At 40.5% G+C, this 15549-nt stretch carries 10 protein-coding genes; 9 read left to right on the plus strand and 1 reads right to left on the minus strand.

Annotated elements, in window-relative coordinates:
* Positions 1–191: 191 nt before the first annotated feature.
* The 6 genes from HNP77_RS03940 to HNP77_RS03965 all read left to right on the plus strand — a co-directional run bounded on the left by HNP77_RS03940 (position 192) and on the right by HNP77_RS03965 (position 10209).
* On the plus strand, positions 192–2888 hold the full coding sequence (locus tag HNP77_RS03940) for a YidC/Oxa1 family membrane protein insertase (protein WP_184651848.1): 2697 nt from the start codon (positions 192–194) through the stop codon (positions 2886–2888).
* The gene (locus tag HNP77_RS03945; protein ID WP_184651849.1) at positions 2888–4162 is read left to right on the plus strand and encodes a CDP-glycerol glycerophosphotransferase family protein; all 1275 of its coding nucleotides are present in this window, start codon (positions 2888–2890) and stop codon (positions 4160–4162) included. Before HNP77_RS03940 ends, HNP77_RS03945 begins: the two co-directional genes overlap by 1 nt.
* On the plus strand, positions 4162–4908 hold the full coding sequence (locus HNP77_RS03950; protein ID WP_184651850.1) for a phosphocholine cytidylyltransferase family protein: 747 nt from the start codon (positions 4162–4164) through the stop codon (positions 4906–4908). The genes HNP77_RS03945 and HNP77_RS03950 overlap by 1 nt, the downstream gene beginning before the upstream one ends.
* A 55-nt stretch (positions 4909–4963) precedes the next feature.
* Positions 4964–5290 carry an RpnC/YadD family protein gene (locus HNP77_RS03955; protein WP_184651851.1) on the plus strand — a complete coding sequence of 109 codons (327 nt, stop codon included), beginning with the start codon at positions 4964–4966 and terminating at the stop codon, positions 5288–5290.
* Between the two features lie 13 nt (positions 5291–5303).
* Positions 5304–5915 carry a hypothetical protein gene (locus tag HNP77_RS03960; protein WP_184651852.1) on the plus strand — a complete coding sequence of 204 codons (612 nt, stop codon included), beginning with the start codon at positions 5304–5306 and terminating at the stop codon, positions 5913–5915.
* 172 nt (positions 5916–6087) lie between these two features.
* Positions 6088–10209 (plus strand): glycosyl hydrolase family 18 protein, encoded by a 4122-nt coding sequence (locus HNP77_RS03965; protein ID WP_184651853.1) that lies wholly within the window; start codon positions 6088–6090, stop codon positions 10207–10209.
* Positions 10210–10313: 104 nt separating this feature from the next.
* Here the strand turns inward: HNP77_RS03965 and HNP77_RS03970 are convergent, their stop codons facing one another.
* Entirely contained in the window at positions 10314–11804 is a 1491-nt protein-coding gene (locus HNP77_RS03970) for a DUF3943 domain-containing protein (protein WP_184651854.1), read from the minus strand.
* Between the two features lie 63 nt (positions 11805–11867).
* On the opposite strand from HNP77_RS03970, the gene HNP77_RS03975 reads away from it, so the two are divergent.
* The 3 genes from HNP77_RS03975 (at position 11868) to wbaP (ending at position 15546) form a co-directional block, all read left to right on the plus strand.
* The gene (locus HNP77_RS03975; protein WP_184651855.1) at positions 11868–12974 is read left to right on the plus strand and encodes a glycosyltransferase; all 1107 of its coding nucleotides are present in this window, start codon (positions 11868–11870) and stop codon (positions 12972–12974) included.
* Positions 12971–14041: a glycosyltransferase family 4 protein gene (locus tag HNP77_RS03980; RefSeq protein ID WP_184651856.1), complete on the plus strand. Its 1071-nt coding sequence runs from the start codon at positions 12971–12973 to the stop codon at positions 14039–14041. The genes HNP77_RS03975 and HNP77_RS03980 overlap by 4 nt, the downstream gene beginning before the upstream one ends.
* Positions 14042–14112: 71 nt before the next feature.
* Positions 14113–15546, plus strand: a complete 1434-nt coding sequence (gene wbaP / locus HNP77_RS03985) for an undecaprenyl-phosphate galactose phosphotransferase WbaP (RefSeq protein ID WP_184651857.1) — start codon at positions 14113–14115, stop codon at positions 15544–15546.
* The last annotated feature ends 3 nt before the right edge of the window (positions 15547–15549 follow it).

The raw sequence follows: 15549 nt of genomic DNA on the forward strand, positions 1-15549 counted from the left end.
TTCCGTAAGTTAAATATAATTCTCAATCTGATTAAAATTTTACCTTAAATATTATATATTTTCAATAAAAAATGGCACATAAAAAACTCAGTATGACAAGGCTTTTTACAGATGACTGGTCTTGTTGCCAATAAAAGCCTTTTTCATTATCATTCTATAGTAAAAAAAAAACATTTTATTGAGGAAATACAATGGGATCCGTCTTTTATTCTCTGGTCATATATCCGTTGACCCAGATAATTGAGCTTGTATTCAGTTTCTGTTCCAAGCTTTTTGACAACACAGGATTTGCAATTCTTGGAGTAAGTTTTGCAGTCAGTCTTCTTACGCTTCCGCTTTACATTGTTGCAGAACACTGGCAGCAGGTTGAGCGTGACAAGCAGAAAGCAATGAAAAGTGAAGTTGATAAAATCAAGGCTGTATTCAAAGGTAACGAACAGTACATGATTCTTACAACTTACTACAGACAGCAGCACTACCACCCTATCATGTCCCTCAGGTCTGCATTCGGACTTCTCATTCAGATCCCTTTCTTTACGGCAGCATATACATGCCTGTCAAACATGACTGCACTTCAAGGCCAGAGCCTTCTTTTCATAAAAGATATGGGTGCACCGGATTCGCTTTTTACAATCGGAGCCTTCCACGTAAACATTCTTCCGATTCTTATGACTCTTATAAACATGATAAGCGGAACGATTTATACAAAAGGACTTCCTGTCCGCGACAAAATTCAGACATATGGACTTGCACTTATCTTCGTTGTAATCCTTTATGATTCTCCGGCAGGTCTTGTTGCATACTGGACGCTAAACAACCTCTTTTCCCTTGTAAAGAACATTTTCTATAAACTCAAGCATCCGGTCTGGACACTTTATGTTCTTGCCTGTGCTGCAGTAACTGCCCTCATTATCTGGATGTTTGCAGGACATGTACTTGCCGTAAAACGTGCCCTCCTGGTTGCAGCTGTATTTGCCCTTGTTTACTTTGCACCGCTTTTCGTAAGGCTGAGCAATTATCTTATAGACAAACCGTTCAGCCGACTCAGAGACAACTTTAAGCTCAGGCTGGGACTGTTTGCAGCTTCAGCTATCGGGCTTACACTGCTTGTGGGGCTTTATATTCCTTCAGAACTGGTTGCATCGGATCCGCAGGCGTTCTATGGAATTGACGGAATCAAAGACCCTCTTTTTTTCGTATGGAATGCATTAAGTCAAAGTGCCGGTATTTTCATAATTTGGTGTTCGCTCATATTCTTCCTTTATCATGAAAGAATGCAGACTCTTATAGCATTTGCTCTTGCTTCTCTTTTTGGAATGAGTCTTGTAAATACAATGTTCTTTCAGGGAGATTACGGAACCTTAAGCCGTCTTCTGAAATTTACAGAAATAAGTTCAGTTGATGCAAATGGAACTCAGATTCTACTGAATATTGGAACAATGATTCTTGTAATTTCCGCATTTTTTATTCTGATAAAATTCAGACTTACAAAAATTCTAAATTACATTGTTGCAGGATTAACGCTTATATTCGTATTTGGAATTTCAATTTCTAATATTAAAACAATCAGTACAGGCTACAATGAATTTGAAGTTGCAAAAGAAATTAAACCTTTCATTCACCTTTCAAAAACTGGAAAAAACGTAATTTACCTTTACCTTGACAGGGCACAATCCAGATTTGTACAACCCCTGTTTAACGAAAAACCTGAACTGAAAGAAAAATTTTACGGCTTTATAAATTATGAAAATACAGTTTCATTTAACTCACATACACTTATAGGAGCACCTCCAGTTTACGGCGGATATGAATATACTCCGGAAGAAATGAACAAAAAATCAAATCAGAAACTCGTTGACAAACAGAATGAATCACTGCTCATTCTTCCAAGAATTTTTACAGAACAGGCTGAAGATTATTCTGCTGTTATTACAGATCCAACATGGGCTAACTATGCAATGAAACCTGATAAATCACTCGTTCAGGATTACCCGCTTATAGACTGTGAACTGACAGATTCAAGCTATCTTGATTTATGGTATAAAGAGCATCAGGATTCTGCTAATCTTGGTGTCGTCAGTACTACATTAAAACGAGATATTCTCTGGTATGGATTCTTCAGATGTTCTCCTCTCGTACTCAGACCTGCTTTTTATAATGACGGAAATTACTGGTCAACAAATAAAGAAGTAGACAACTATAATGACTATCTGGAAGGATATTCAGCACTGGAATATCTTCCAAGGTTTACAGATTTTGAATCCAAAACAGAAAATGCATATGTCAATTTTACAAATAATGCAACACATGACGGGCTCATTCTGAATGCTTCAGATAACTATCGTCCTACAACAAAAATATCAGAAGAAGACAATAAAAACTCTGCATATCCAAAAGACCGGGGATATCATTCTTTTGCAGGCGCAATGTACCGTGTAGGCGAATGGCTTGATTACCTGAAGGAAAACGGCTGCTATGACAATACAAGAATAGTTATTGTAGCTGATCACGGAGCAGACCGATTTGAGGCAGGTTACAAATGGGATGATAAATTTGCAAAAATAGGTCCTGGAAGATACCATCCTCTGCTTATGTTTAAGGATTTTAACGCAAAAGGAGATCCTGTTTACAACACGGAAGATTTTATGACAAATGCAGATACCCCTGTCCTTCTTCTTGAAGGACTTGTTGATAAACCTGAAAATCCATTTACGGGAAAGATAATTGATTCTTCTGCAAAAGAAAAAGGTGCATTAGTATGCCTCAGCAATATTTTTATGCCTCATCACACAAGAAGCAGTTATATTTTTACAGCTTCGAAAAATGAATGGTACCGTGTAAAAGAAAATATCTTTGACAGCTGTAACTGGACACAGGAGGAATTCTAATGCTCTTTAATAATTTCTTATATATAGATCCAGGAACAGGAAGTATGCTCTTTTCTGTTTTCATCGGTGCAGCAGCAACTCTTTTCTTTCTTGCTAAAGCAGCATTTCTTAAAATACAGCTTTTATTCGCCGGAAAATCAACAAGAGAAGCCCTGAATGCAAAAAGGCAAAAATATGTAATTTATAACGAAGGAAAGCAATACTGGAATGTTTTTAAGCCGGTACTCGATGCTTTTGAAAAAAAAGAAACAAATGTAACTTACTTTACTTCTTACAACGAAGATCCTGTTTTTTCTTCTGACTATAAATATGTAAAGGCTGAATATATCGGAGAAGGGAACAAAGCTTTTGCAAGACTTAACCTGCTGAGTGCAGATGTTGTACTTATGACAACTCCAGGCCTTGATGTATATCAGATGAAAAGAAGCAAGAATGTTAAGCATTACGCTCACCTTAGGCATGGTTCCGGTGATGCAACCATGTACCGTCTCTTTGGAATCGATTACTTTGATTCAGTTCTTCTTACAGGAGATTATCAGAAAGATGATATCCGCTATCTCGAAAAATCAAGAGGCGTTAAAGAAAAAGAACTTCTTTCTGTAGGCTGTACTTATCTTGATGAACTCAAACTAAAAATGGAAGCAATTCCGGAAGAAAAGGATCACAAGTTTACAGTTCTCCTCTGTCCTTCATGGGGACCAAGTGCAATTCTTTCAAAATATGGAGAAAAACTTCTTGATCCACTTTTAGCAACAGGCTGGCATATAATCGTTCGACCTCATCCTCAGTCTAAAAAATCAGAAGCAGAAATGCTTGAACGCCTTCAGAAAAAATATGAAGCATCTGAAAATATCGAATGGAACTTTGACAGGGACAACATCTATGCTCTTAAACGTGCAGATATCATGATAAGTGATTTCAGTTCCGTTATTTATGACTATACATTCCTGTGTGATAAACCTGTAATGTATGTAAATGCAGATCTTGATCTTAGGATTTATGATGCAAGTGAAGTATATAATGAAGATGGTAGTGAAAAAAGAATATGGCAGTTCACTACCCTTGAAAAAATCGGAATTGAATTAAAGGAAGAACAGTTTTCAAATATAAAAGATGTAATTCAAAATGCTTCAGATTCACCAGAACTTGCAAAAGCCAGGGCAGAAGCAAAAGCTCAGGCATGGATGCATATAGGAGAAGCTGGTGAACGTACAGCACAATTCATGATAGATAAATCTAAAGAATTTGATTCTAATTCCACGGAGGCAAAATAATGCAGGCAATGATTTTAGCAGCAGGAACAGGAAGCCGTCTCAGACCGCTTACAAACGAAGTACCAAAGTGCATGGTTAAAGTCAACGGAGTTCCAATGATTGAACGAGCAATTGATGCCCTTGTTGCAGCCGGCATTAAAAAGCTTATCATCGGGCTTGGTTACAAAAGCGAAGTCCTCAAGGATTTTATCCGTAACACTTTTGACGAAAAACGCCTTAACGGAATGCAGATCGAATTTGGCGAAAACCCAGACTATGAAAAGACAAACAATATTTATTCGCTTTATCTGCTGAAAGATTTCTTTAAGGCTGATGACACACTTCTCCTTGAAAGTGACCTTGTATATAAACCGGAAATCATCAAATCTCTTGTTGAAAACAAAGAAAAAAACCTGGCTGTTGTAAGTCACTGGGAAGACTGGATGGACGGAACCGTTACTCTTCTTAACGATTCTGATGAAATTACTAATTTCATAGTAAAGAAGAATCAGAAACAGGAAGATAAAAACTCATATTACAAAACCGTAAACATTTATAAATTCTCAAAAGAATTTACAAACACATATTATCTTCCGTTTCTCGAAACTTTTATGAATGTCTTCGGTAAAAACTCCTACTACGAAACCTGCCTCAAATTTATTGCAGAAACAGATCCGTCCCTTCTCAAGGGATTTAAGATCGATCAGAGCGTATGGTACGAAGTAGACAATGCCGACGACCTCAAGGTTGCAGAAAGCAGATTCTGATAATTTTTTTTATATATTTGTGCAGATTTTGAAAATTCAGTGCAAATATATATGTATGGAAAAAGAAAATGAAAACCGAACGGTTAAGGACAGTCTCTTCGTAGACTATTTTTCAAAGGATGCAGTCGTTGGAAAGAAAAACTTTATTGAACTGTACAACTGCATTTCCGGGAATTCCCTTCGGCCTGAAGATACGGTTCTTGAAGACGTAAAGATTGAGCAGGTAATCTACAAGTCTTTCTGCAACGACATATCCATGCTCGTCAACGGAAAGCTTGTCGTCCTGCTGGAGCACCAGTCTTCAGTAAACGAGAACATGCCCCTGCGCTTTCTGATTGAGGGGGTAGTACAAACCCTCAAAACGGCGAAGTCAAGGCTTTAAGCGTTAGCGTGCCTTGACTCGACGTATTTACTGTTCCCGCATCTATGAAAGGATTGTGGATTCAAGGCTTAAGTTTTCAACGGAACGAAAGATGATTCCTTCACCGGAGTTCTACGTCATCTACAACGGAAGCAGGAACTATCCTCCGCAGAAAATACTCAGGCTGTCGGATTCCTTCATTGATAAAAAGGCAGGAAGTGAAGTTCCCCTGGAGCTTAACGTAAAGGTGTTCAACATAAAGCATCCGGAATGTACGCTGGACTTTTCTTCTTGCCAGCCGCTGGATAATTATGTAAAATTCATCAGCCTTGTAGAAGAAGAAAAAAGCAGCGGAGCATCAGACTTCATGACAAGGGCAGTACTTAAGGCGCAGAAGCAGAACCTTCTTCCTGATTACCTGCGCCGCAAGGCATCGGAGGTAATAAGCATGGTATTCAACGAATATGACTACGAAACAGACATACAGGTAAAGACGGAAGAAGCTGAACGCCGGGGACATGCAGCAGGAGCACGGAATGCCAGGATTGAAACGGCAAGAACTCTTATTAAAATGAATGTACTTACTTTATCTCAGATAGCTCAGGCAAGCGGGCTGTCAGAAGAAGAAATAATGAAACTTAAGTAAAGATTACCTGAAAGTAAAAAAAATAACATAAGATTGCAGAAAGCAGATTCTGATAAAAGAAACAAAAAAATGACACGAAAAATCAGACCGGTTCCCGAAATGCTGAAACTTTAAAAATTTCAATACTGCAATTACCCTAATTTCATAAAAATCCAAAAAAAATGGAGAAAAAATGAAAAAAGTCAGAGTAATTGCAGCAGCACTCGCCATGAGTATTGCCGCATTAGTCGCTTCCTGCAGCAGTGAAATATCTGTCCAGGAAGACAGCAACGGATCCGTTAATCAAAGCAGTGCAAATTACCGCTCTGCATCATCAACGGAATCACCTAAAAGAGTCACTGGATATTTCTGTGAATGGGGAATCTATGGAGCACATGGTAATTATTTCCCGCAGAACGTTCCTTACGACAAACTCACCCACATCAACTATGCTTTTGTAGGCCTTAATCCTGCAGACCAGTCCGTTGAAATTTACGATTCATGGGCAACCAGCGAAATCGTAAGCGACGGAGAAAAATGGGATTCACAGTACAAAGGCTGCCTTGGACTTTTAAGAAAATACAAGGCAAAGTACCCGCACGTAAAAGTTCTTATTTCTGTTGGCGGCTGGACAAAATCTCACGGGTTCCATGCAGCTGCAGCTTCTGAACAGTCAAGAAAAAGAGCAGCTGACAATCTTGTTAGATTTGTTACAGCAAACAATCTTGACGGTGTAGACATCGACTGGGAATATCCGGGTGTTCACAGAGACAAGGATCCCAACGATGAGTTTGACAAAGGAGCCCCGGGCTCAATTGAAGACAAAGAAAACTACACCCTTTTCCTCAAGGCAATACGTGAAGCTCTTGATGCACAGGGAGCAAAAGACGGCAAATACTATGAACTTACTGCAGCAATCGGTGTAGGCTATGATAAGATTGCAGTAACAAATCCTGGTGAATACAGCAAATATCTGGATGCCCTTAACCTCATGAGCTATGACATGCACGGTGCATTTGAACCGACAACAGGTCATCAGGCTCCTCTTTATTCAAGTCCCTATGACAACAACCCGAATGCTCAGATTCGCGAAAAATACAACATCGACTGGGCTGTAAAAGAATTCATCAGGCAGGGGGTTCCTTCAGAAAAAATCGTACTTGGAATTCCTTTCTACAGCCGCGGCTGGAATGATGTTTCGGGAGGACATGACTTTGACGGAAACGGAACACCGGACGGAATGTTCGGAAACGGAGGTTCAAGTCTCAGCGGTACATGGGGAGTTGGAGGACAGAGTCCATACTACGAAATTAAAGCTCTCGAAAATCAGGCCGGATGGGAAAAATTCCGCGATCCATATTCAAAAGCATGCTGGCTTTACAACCGTTCTGCAAAGGCATTATACACTTATGATGATGCAGAAGCCGTACGTACAAAAATGAACTACATCAAAGAGAACAATCTCGGCGGTGCAATGTACTGGGAACTTGACGGTGATGACTGGAAAAACGGATACGATCTTGTAAACATCATTGCAGACTCAATGCTTGAAGGCGTTGTTTTTGATGATGACACAACTCCGGTAACTCCATCTGATCCTTCAAATCCAGAAACACCTTCTGACGGAAATGACAAAGAACCTGTTACAGAAATTCCTGACGGAGGAAAAGCTACAGGTGTACCTGCTGCTCCATCCATCGAACAGACAAAATGGAACGGAGAATCTTCTTTCGGCATCAGAATGAACATCTGGTGGGGTCAGAACGGAACTCTTGCAGAACTTATTGAAAACGGAAAAACAGTTGAATCTGTAATTCTTACAGACAACTCCCCTTCCGCACAGTCTTACACATTCAATGTTACCGGAAAAGCCAACGGTACCTATGAATATCAGGTAAAGATCTCAAACAAATTCGGTTCAACACTTTCGAACACTGTAAAATACACAGTAACTCAGGGAAGCTCTTCTCAGGAACCGGGAAATACAGAACCGGAAACACCGGGAAATGACAATCCTTCAGGAGAAGAACCTTATATCCCGCCTGTAATCGGTGGGGGAACAATTGAAGTAGAAGGACTTCCAACTTATGTTCTTACAGGTTACTGGCAGAATTTCAACAACGGAGCAAAAGTTCTCCGCATTACGGACGTACCGCTTGCATACAACATTATCTGCGTTGCCTTTGGTGAATCAACAGGAACTCCTGGTGAAGTAGTATTCAATCTTGATACATCTTTAGGCTTTTCAAAGGCTCAGTTCATTGCAGATATTGCAGCAGCAAAAGCCCGCGGTCAGCACGTAATTCTCTCTGTAGGCGGAGAAACAGGAAACGTTCTCATTAACAGTGATGCAGCAGCCTCAAGATTTGCTTCAAGCATTACTTCCCTCATGAATGAATACGGATTTGAAGGTGTAGATATTGATCTTGAGCACGGAATAAATGCAGAGTATATTTCAAAGGCACTCCGCGCAATTCCAAAAGGCTCAATCATTACAATGGCACCTCAGACAATTGACATGCAGACAACCGGAATGGAATATTTCAAGCTGGCTCTTGCAATTTCTGACATCCTTACAATCAACAACATGCAGTACTACAATTCCGGATCTATGCTTGGAGAAGACGGAAACGTATACGCTCAGGGAAACGAAAACTTCCTTACAGCCCTTGCAGCAATTCAGCTGGAACACGGACTCCGCCCGGATCAGGTAGGACTTGGACTCCCGGCTTCAACAAGAGGTGCAGGTTCAGGCTATGTAGATCCGCAGATTATCATAAATGCTCTTGATACTCTTGTTCACGGAACAAGACACGGTTCATACATGCCGCCTCATACATATCCTGGTCTCCGCGGTGTAATGACATGGTCCATCAACTGGGATGCATCAAACGGCTATAACTTTGCAAATAAAATCGGTGCATATCTTGCACAGCTCAACGACACAGACCCTGTAACTCCAGAAAAGCCTGAAACAGATAATCCTAATCCGGGATCAGATAATCCTGGTACTACAAATCCGGGATCAGATAATCCGCAGACTCCTTCTTATCCGGAATGGTCAGCAAACAGCGTTCACTACAACACAGGAGACCTTGTAATTTACAATGGTGCAGTTTATGAATGTGACTATGCACATACTTCTAATTCCGCATGGGTACCTGGAACAGCAGGACTCTGGTTCTGGAAATTAAGAAGCGACCTTGACGGTTCAAATCCTTCCAGCGAACAACCGTCAGAACAGCCTCAGACTCCGTCAGAACCAGAAACTCCTTCTGAACCGGAAACTCCTTCATATCCTGATATTCCTGAAGGACCGGTAAACACTCAGCTTCCTGCAAGAATCATGAGCGGATACTGGCATAACTGGGACGGCGGAACTCCATTCATCAAGCTTCGTAACGTTGATTCCTCATGGGATGTAATCAATATTGCTTTCGCAGAACCTGTAACTCCAGGCAGTGGAAACGGAAACATGAAGTTTTCTGTAGCTTCAAAAGACGGATACAGCCTTACAGAATTCAAGAGTGATGTAAAGCTTCTCCATTCAAAAGGAAAGAAAATCGTACTCTCTATCGGCGGTTATGAAGGATACTTCTATCTTGCAGATGAAACAGCCGTTTCAAACTTCGTACGCCAGATAAATGCCCTCGTTGATGAATATGAATTTGACGGAATTGACATTGACCTTGAACAGTCATCAGTTCAGCTTAACAGCGGTGCAGATCCTGATTTCAGAAATGTACAGACTCCACGCATTAAAAATATGATTTCTGCCATCAGACAGATCTGCGATGCACATGGAGATGATTTCATTCTTTCATGGGCACCGGAAACTTTCTACATGCAGCTTGGACATCAGTATTACGGTGGAGCAAACAGTTATGTTGACAGCCGTGCCGGCGCATACCTTGCAATGGTATATGCCCTCCGTGACAAGACAACTTATGTTCAGACACAGCTTTACAATTCTGCACCGATTGTAGGACGTGACGGTCAGTATTATAACATGGGCACAGTTGAAGGAATCGTAGAAATGTGCAACATGCTCCTTGAAGGATTCAGCGTAAACAACAATTCTGCATACATGTTCCCTGCACTCCGCCCGGATCAGGTTGTAATTGCAGTTCCATGTTCATCAGGCGCTGCCGGTTCAGGACAGATTTCAAATGCAGGACTTCAGGAAGCATTTAGAAAAATAAATGCAAAACATCCTGGCCTCAGGGGAATCATGACCTGGTCAATCAACTGGGACAGTTTCCAGAATCAGAACAGCTTTGCAAAAGAAAACAAAGCCTTTCTTAATTCTCTGTAACTGATCAGATGATGCAGTCATAATGTAAAAAAAAAGCACTCCGGATATTTCAGATTTTTCTGTTATCCGGAGTGCTTCTGCTTTTAAAGCAGCTGTATATTTTTTTATTTAAGATTGTACCTTACAAAAAATCCTGCAGAATACATAAGGGAAGCAATATCAGGATATTCATCAAATACGGAATAAGCAGAATAAAGAATGTTTTCTGCGCCGAGGTCAATTTCTTCACTTACCGGGAAGGTTACCTCTCCCCTCAGATAATTGAATACTGAAACTCCTGGTTCAACCTCATGCTTTGCATCCTTAAAATCATAAAAAGCATAAAAATGATCATTAAGAACAAATGCAGGACCATCATGAAATTTATAGCGGACAGCCGCAACTGCTTCACCACCAACAGAATAATTATAGGCCTTATAAATTCTGTCTGAATCTATTATGCCCCTTCTGTAATACCAGACGTCATGGGTACCTAAAACAACGGCATCCAGGTGAAGTTCCCATTCAACTTTTGCCTTTTCTCCGGTAAAGCGCTGCTTGACTGCAAACCCCGGAGCAAGCGTAGAAAAATTCATGAAGGAATGCCAGAGAAAATCATAGTCAAAAATAAGGCCGACGGTTGTGTCCCTGCCGTCAGATTCTGCAACGGAACGGGAAAGTACCCAGCCGTCAGAGAAAATGTAAAGATTATGCATCAGGTCTTTTTCAAGAGCTCTGTAACCTTCTCCGCAGCCTTTTCCCAAAGAGCCGCCTATAGAAAGATTGAATGCACTGAAAGGATCATTGGAGTCATGATAAAAAGAATCTCCATAGACAACATTAAGTCCTAAGGAAGCAAACAGAGGATAAACTTCATCTGCCTTTTCATAGTCAGCAGCATCATTAACGCCGTTAGCAGCACCGAAGCCTGTATAAAAAGAAAGTTCCTTTATATTACCGTGAGTACCGTAGGGTCTGTCCCCTGTAATTCCCTCATTCCATATTCTCATTGGAGTAATAAGGAAACGGAGCGGTCCCCATGCTTCATCAGCTTCAAAAGAAAGGCGGTGCAGCATTTCTCCCATAGGCCACGCCCCCAAAGAAGTGTAGACCATATCATTAAGGGAAGGAGTATTGTTTTCACACATGGTTTCCCAGACAAACGAACCGAAAGTTGCGGCAAGAATACTTTCAAACTGAGAAAAGTTTGCAGTCCTGAATGCAGAATAAGAAAGCTGTCCCTGATATGGATGAAGAACAAAATTTGTCCAGTACCAGTCCGTATCCCATTCCCATTTTACAGTACCGTTTTTTATCCGGTTGAAATTTCTTGCATAATCAACCTTAGCCCAGCCGGAGCCGGAAGCATAGCGGTTCCATAAAGAAAGAACAACAGTCGGAACAAACATTCCCGTAGCAGCAGTTATATAATGTCTTTCTCCATGATGAGAAAACAAAGTATCTTCTGAAAACCTGATGTCACCTGCTTCATAATTGTGAAGAATCTGTCCTTCCTCACCTGAAGTTTCTGAAACTGAACTCTGGGCATGCAGTGGAAAAGTCAGGAAAGAACTGACTGCAGCTGAAATTAAAAATAACTTTAAAATTCTATTCATAAAAAAAAGGATACGATATTTTTGCGTCTTTATCAATAAATCGTCATCTGCTATAATGTGGGAATGAAAGTTGCAATCGTACATGACTGGCTCACCACTTACGGAGGAGCAGAACGCGTTGTTGAAGAAATGCTTAAGGTTTATCCTGAGGCAGACATATATACTCTGGTTTATGATGAAAAAAAGATGTCCCGGCATTTTCCGAAAGAAAAAGTTCATGCATCTTTCGTGCAGAAAATTCCATTCAGTAAAAAACTTTACACAAAACTTCTTTTTTTAATGCCAAAAGCCTTTGAAAGTTTTGACCTTACATCCTATAACCTTGTAATTGCAAGTTCCTCCTGCTGTGCAAAAGGCGTCATTACTTCTCCAGACACAAGATTTGTTGCGTACGTTCATTCTCCAATGAGATACGCCTGGGATCTTTACTATGACTACTTCCGCTCTTCAGGTTTTCTTACAAGATTTTTCATGAAACGGATGATGGGAAAAATCCGTCAGTGGGATTATATTTCAAGCCAGAGAATTGATGCAATTGCAGCAAACTCTTCATATATTAAGAGAAGAATTAAAAAATTCTGGAACAGAGATGCCCAGGTTATTTTTCCTCCTGTAGACACTGAACGTCTCGGTCCGGACGGTCTTCCTCCTGAGGATTTTTACGTTGCCTTCAGCAGGTTTGTTCCATATAAAAGAATCGACCTTGCAATAAAAGCCTGCGGAGAACTGGGTAAAAAACTTATAGTAATCGGAAGCGGAAGTCAGGAAGCTGAATTAAAAAAACTTGCCTCATCCTATAAAAACTCAGTAATTACCTTTACCGGACGAATCAGCGATGAAGAAGTTTCTGCTTACCTTCAGAAATGCAAGGCACTTATTTTCAGCGCGGAAGAAGATTTCGGAATCATTCCTGTGGAAGTTCAGTGCTGCGGCCGTCCCGTAATAGCCTACGGAAAAGGCGGTGCCCTTGAAACCGTAAAAGACGGTATTACCGGAGTTTATTTCGACAGGCAGGAAACTTCATCCGTAAAGGAAGCCATACTCAGATTTGAGGAACTGAGCAGAAACGGTGCCTTTGATGTAAAAACAATAACTGATCATGCAAAAACCTTCAGCGCACAGCGGTTCAGGGAAGAAATCAAGGAACTTGCAGAAAGAGGTCTCAGATGAAAATTGCCATCGACTGCCGGATGAGCGGAAAAAGCGGGATCGGAACATTTCTGGATGAAATACTTCCCTTCTTCCTTAAAACAGAAAATGAATTCCTTCTTTTTGGAGATAAAGCTTCGCCTGCAGGTCAAACAGAAACAGGCAGTAACTGTGAATTTATTTCCTGCTCAATAAAAACCTTTTCCCTTAAAGAAATGTTCTGTTTTCCGGCTGAACTCCTGAAAAAAATAAATGAATGTGACGTATATTTTTCTCCTTACTGTAATATCCCTGGGGGAATAAAAATACCGGTCTACACGACAATTCATGATATTGTTTTTCTCGACGTTAAGGGGCTTACAGGAAAAGCTGGAACTGCAGCCAGAAAATTCTTTTATAAGCGTGCCGTAAGAAAATCAAAAGGAATATTTACAGTTTCTCAGTTCAGCAAAGAACGGATTCAGAAAAAACTCAACTGCAAAAAAGAAATAACTGTAGTCTATAATGGTCTTCCTTCCTATCTTCAGTCTTCCGAGCAGGAAAAGAATACTGAAAAAACTGATTCCGTAATATTCATCGGAAACATAAAACGGCACAAGGGGCTTAAAACTCTGCTGGAAGCATTCCCTAAATTCTGCAGTGCCTCATCCGGTACCTCAGCAGCAGGTGCAAAACTTATCATTGTAGGCAGTCAGGATAACTTCAGGACTAAAGATGATACCTTAAGCAGTCTTATAGAAAAGATTCCTTCAGAAAAAATTGAATTTACAGGCTTTGTCAGCAATGAAACTTTACGCAGGCTCCTTTCTTCCGCAAAACTTCTTGTACAGCCCTCACTTTATGAAGGCTTCGGCATACCTCCGCTTCAGGCATTATGCGCAGGAACCCAGGCAGTTATTTCTGACATCCCGGTATTTAAGGAAATTTACGGTACCCTTCCGGTATTCTTCTTTAAAACAGAAGATTCTGATTCCCTGACAGAAAAAATGCTTAAGGCCTGGAACACACCTGAAGACCTGTCCGGTTTCAACAATCCCTATTCATACAAAAATACTGCGGAAATTATAATAAAACAGCTTTTTCAATAATAAATTAACCTTAAAAAAGCCCCCGTGACATTGTAAACCACAGCATTTTCCAGTATAATTGTTCAAGCGCTATGAATACTAAAGAAGATACTTTTCAGGCCCAGCTCAGGTCTAAATATAAATATACAAGTTCCTTTGTTACGGGACTTTCTCTGTTTTTCTTTGATGCTCTGGCTATAATGATTTCAATCGGAATGGGCTTTTTCATCATAAATTTCATAAGCCCGTCCTCAATCTGGCTCAGGTCTTTTATCAAATACTCTCTTTTTCTCCCGTTTATAGCAGTTGTATTTTATGCTGCCGGGCTTTACCCTGGAATTCTTCTTGCTCCGGAAGATGAAGTAAAGAAGTTTTCAACCTGTTCTTTTCTGTGCCTTATCGGAATGGCTCTTGCAATAACAACAATAAAGTCAACAAGGGATTTCATACCTATCGCACTGGCTCTTATAACGGCATGGCCTTTTGCAACCCTTTTCCTTCCTCTGTTCAGGGAACTGGCAAGGCGCATCAGCTGCAGATTTTCCTGGTGGGGAGTTCCGGCTGTAATATATACCCACGGAACAAACGGACATGAAATCATAAAAAGACTGATTGCACATCCGAATTTCGGTTACATTCCGATTCTTATCATCACAGACGATTCTTCTGCAGAAAGCACTTTTATGGACATACCTGTACGACAGGACAGCGATTATCTCAAAAAAATAATCTCTAACCTGAAAATAAAAGTAGCCATAGTCTGTGACTATAAAACTGACCTTGAAGTAATTCAGACAAAATACCGCTACATGATAAGAGTTCCGAGAAACCAGCTGGCAACTACTCTTTCCCTTAAAATGAAAAATTTCGGAGGAATTCTCGGCTTCTCCTCAACAAACTATCTTACAAAATTCGGTGCCCTCTTTTTAAAACGAACCATAGACATACTCATGTGCCTTATAATTTCACCGATTGTCATTCCCGTGGGAATTTTCTGTGCAGTCGGAATAAAACTTACGTCAAAAGGTCCCGTTTTTTACGGACACAAACGCGTAGGACAGAATCACCGGGAAATAAAATGCTGGAAATTCCGTTCAATGTGCATTGATGCAGAGGAAAAGCTTAAAAAAATTCTTGCTGAAGACCCGGTCAGGGCAGCTGAATGGGAAAAAGACCGTAAATTTACAGATGACCCGCGGGTTACAAAATTCGGTAAATTCTTAAGAAAAACCAGCCTTGACGAACTTCCCCAGCTGTGGAATATTTTTACAGGTTCAATGAGTTTTGTAGGCCCGCGTCCGGTAACGGAAGGCGAGCTGGAAAAATACGGAAAATACAGGGACTACGTCCTCTCCGTTACTCCGGGGTTAAGCGGAATGTGGCAGATTTCAGGTCGCAGTGATACCGGATACGAAGAAAGAATCTCACTGGATACTTACTACATTCAGAACTGGTCAATCTGGCTTGATATCTGGATTATAATCAAAACTGTTTGGGTTGTATTAAAGCGCAAAGGAGCATACTAAATC

Source organism: Treponema rectale (assembly GCF_014202035.1).
Lineage (GTDB): Bacteria > Spirochaetota > Spirochaetia > Treponematales > Treponemataceae > Treponema_D > Treponema_D rectale.

Excerpts from the sequence above, each read along its gene's own strand:
- wbaP (WP_184651857.1), top strand. The coding sequence starts at position 14,113 with ATGAATACTAAAGAAGATACTTTTCAGGCCCAGCTCAGGTCTAAATAT.
- HNP77_RS03965 (WP_184651853.1), top strand. The coding sequence starts at position 6,088 with ATGAAAAAAGTCAGAGTAATTGCAGCAGCACTCGCCATGAGTATTGCC.
- HNP77_RS03980 (WP_184651856.1), top strand. The coding sequence starts at position 12,971 with ATGAAAATTGCCATCGACTGCCGGATGAGCGGAAAAAGCGGGATCGGA.
- HNP77_RS03955 (WP_184651851.1), top strand. The coding sequence starts at position 4,964 with ATGGAAAAAGAAAATGAAAACCGAACGGTTAAGGACAGTCTCTTCGTA.
- HNP77_RS03950 (WP_184651850.1), top strand. The coding sequence starts at position 4,162 with ATGCAGGCAATGATTTTAGCAGCAGGAACAGGAAGCCGTCTCAGACCG.
- HNP77_RS03975 (WP_184651855.1), top strand. The coding sequence starts at position 11,868 with ATGAAAGTTGCAATCGTACATGACTGGCTCACCACTTACGGAGGAGCA.
- HNP77_RS03970 (WP_184651854.1), bottom strand. The coding sequence starts at position 11,804 with ATGAATAGAATTTTAAAGTTATTTTTAATTTCAGCTGCAGTCAGTTCT.
- HNP77_RS03940 (WP_184651848.1), top strand. The coding sequence starts at position 192 with ATGGGATCCGTCTTTTATTCTCTGGTCATATATCCGTTGACCCAGATA.
- HNP77_RS03945 (WP_184651849.1), top strand. The coding sequence starts at position 2,888 with ATGCTCTTTAATAATTTCTTATATATAGATCCAGGAACAGGAAGTATG.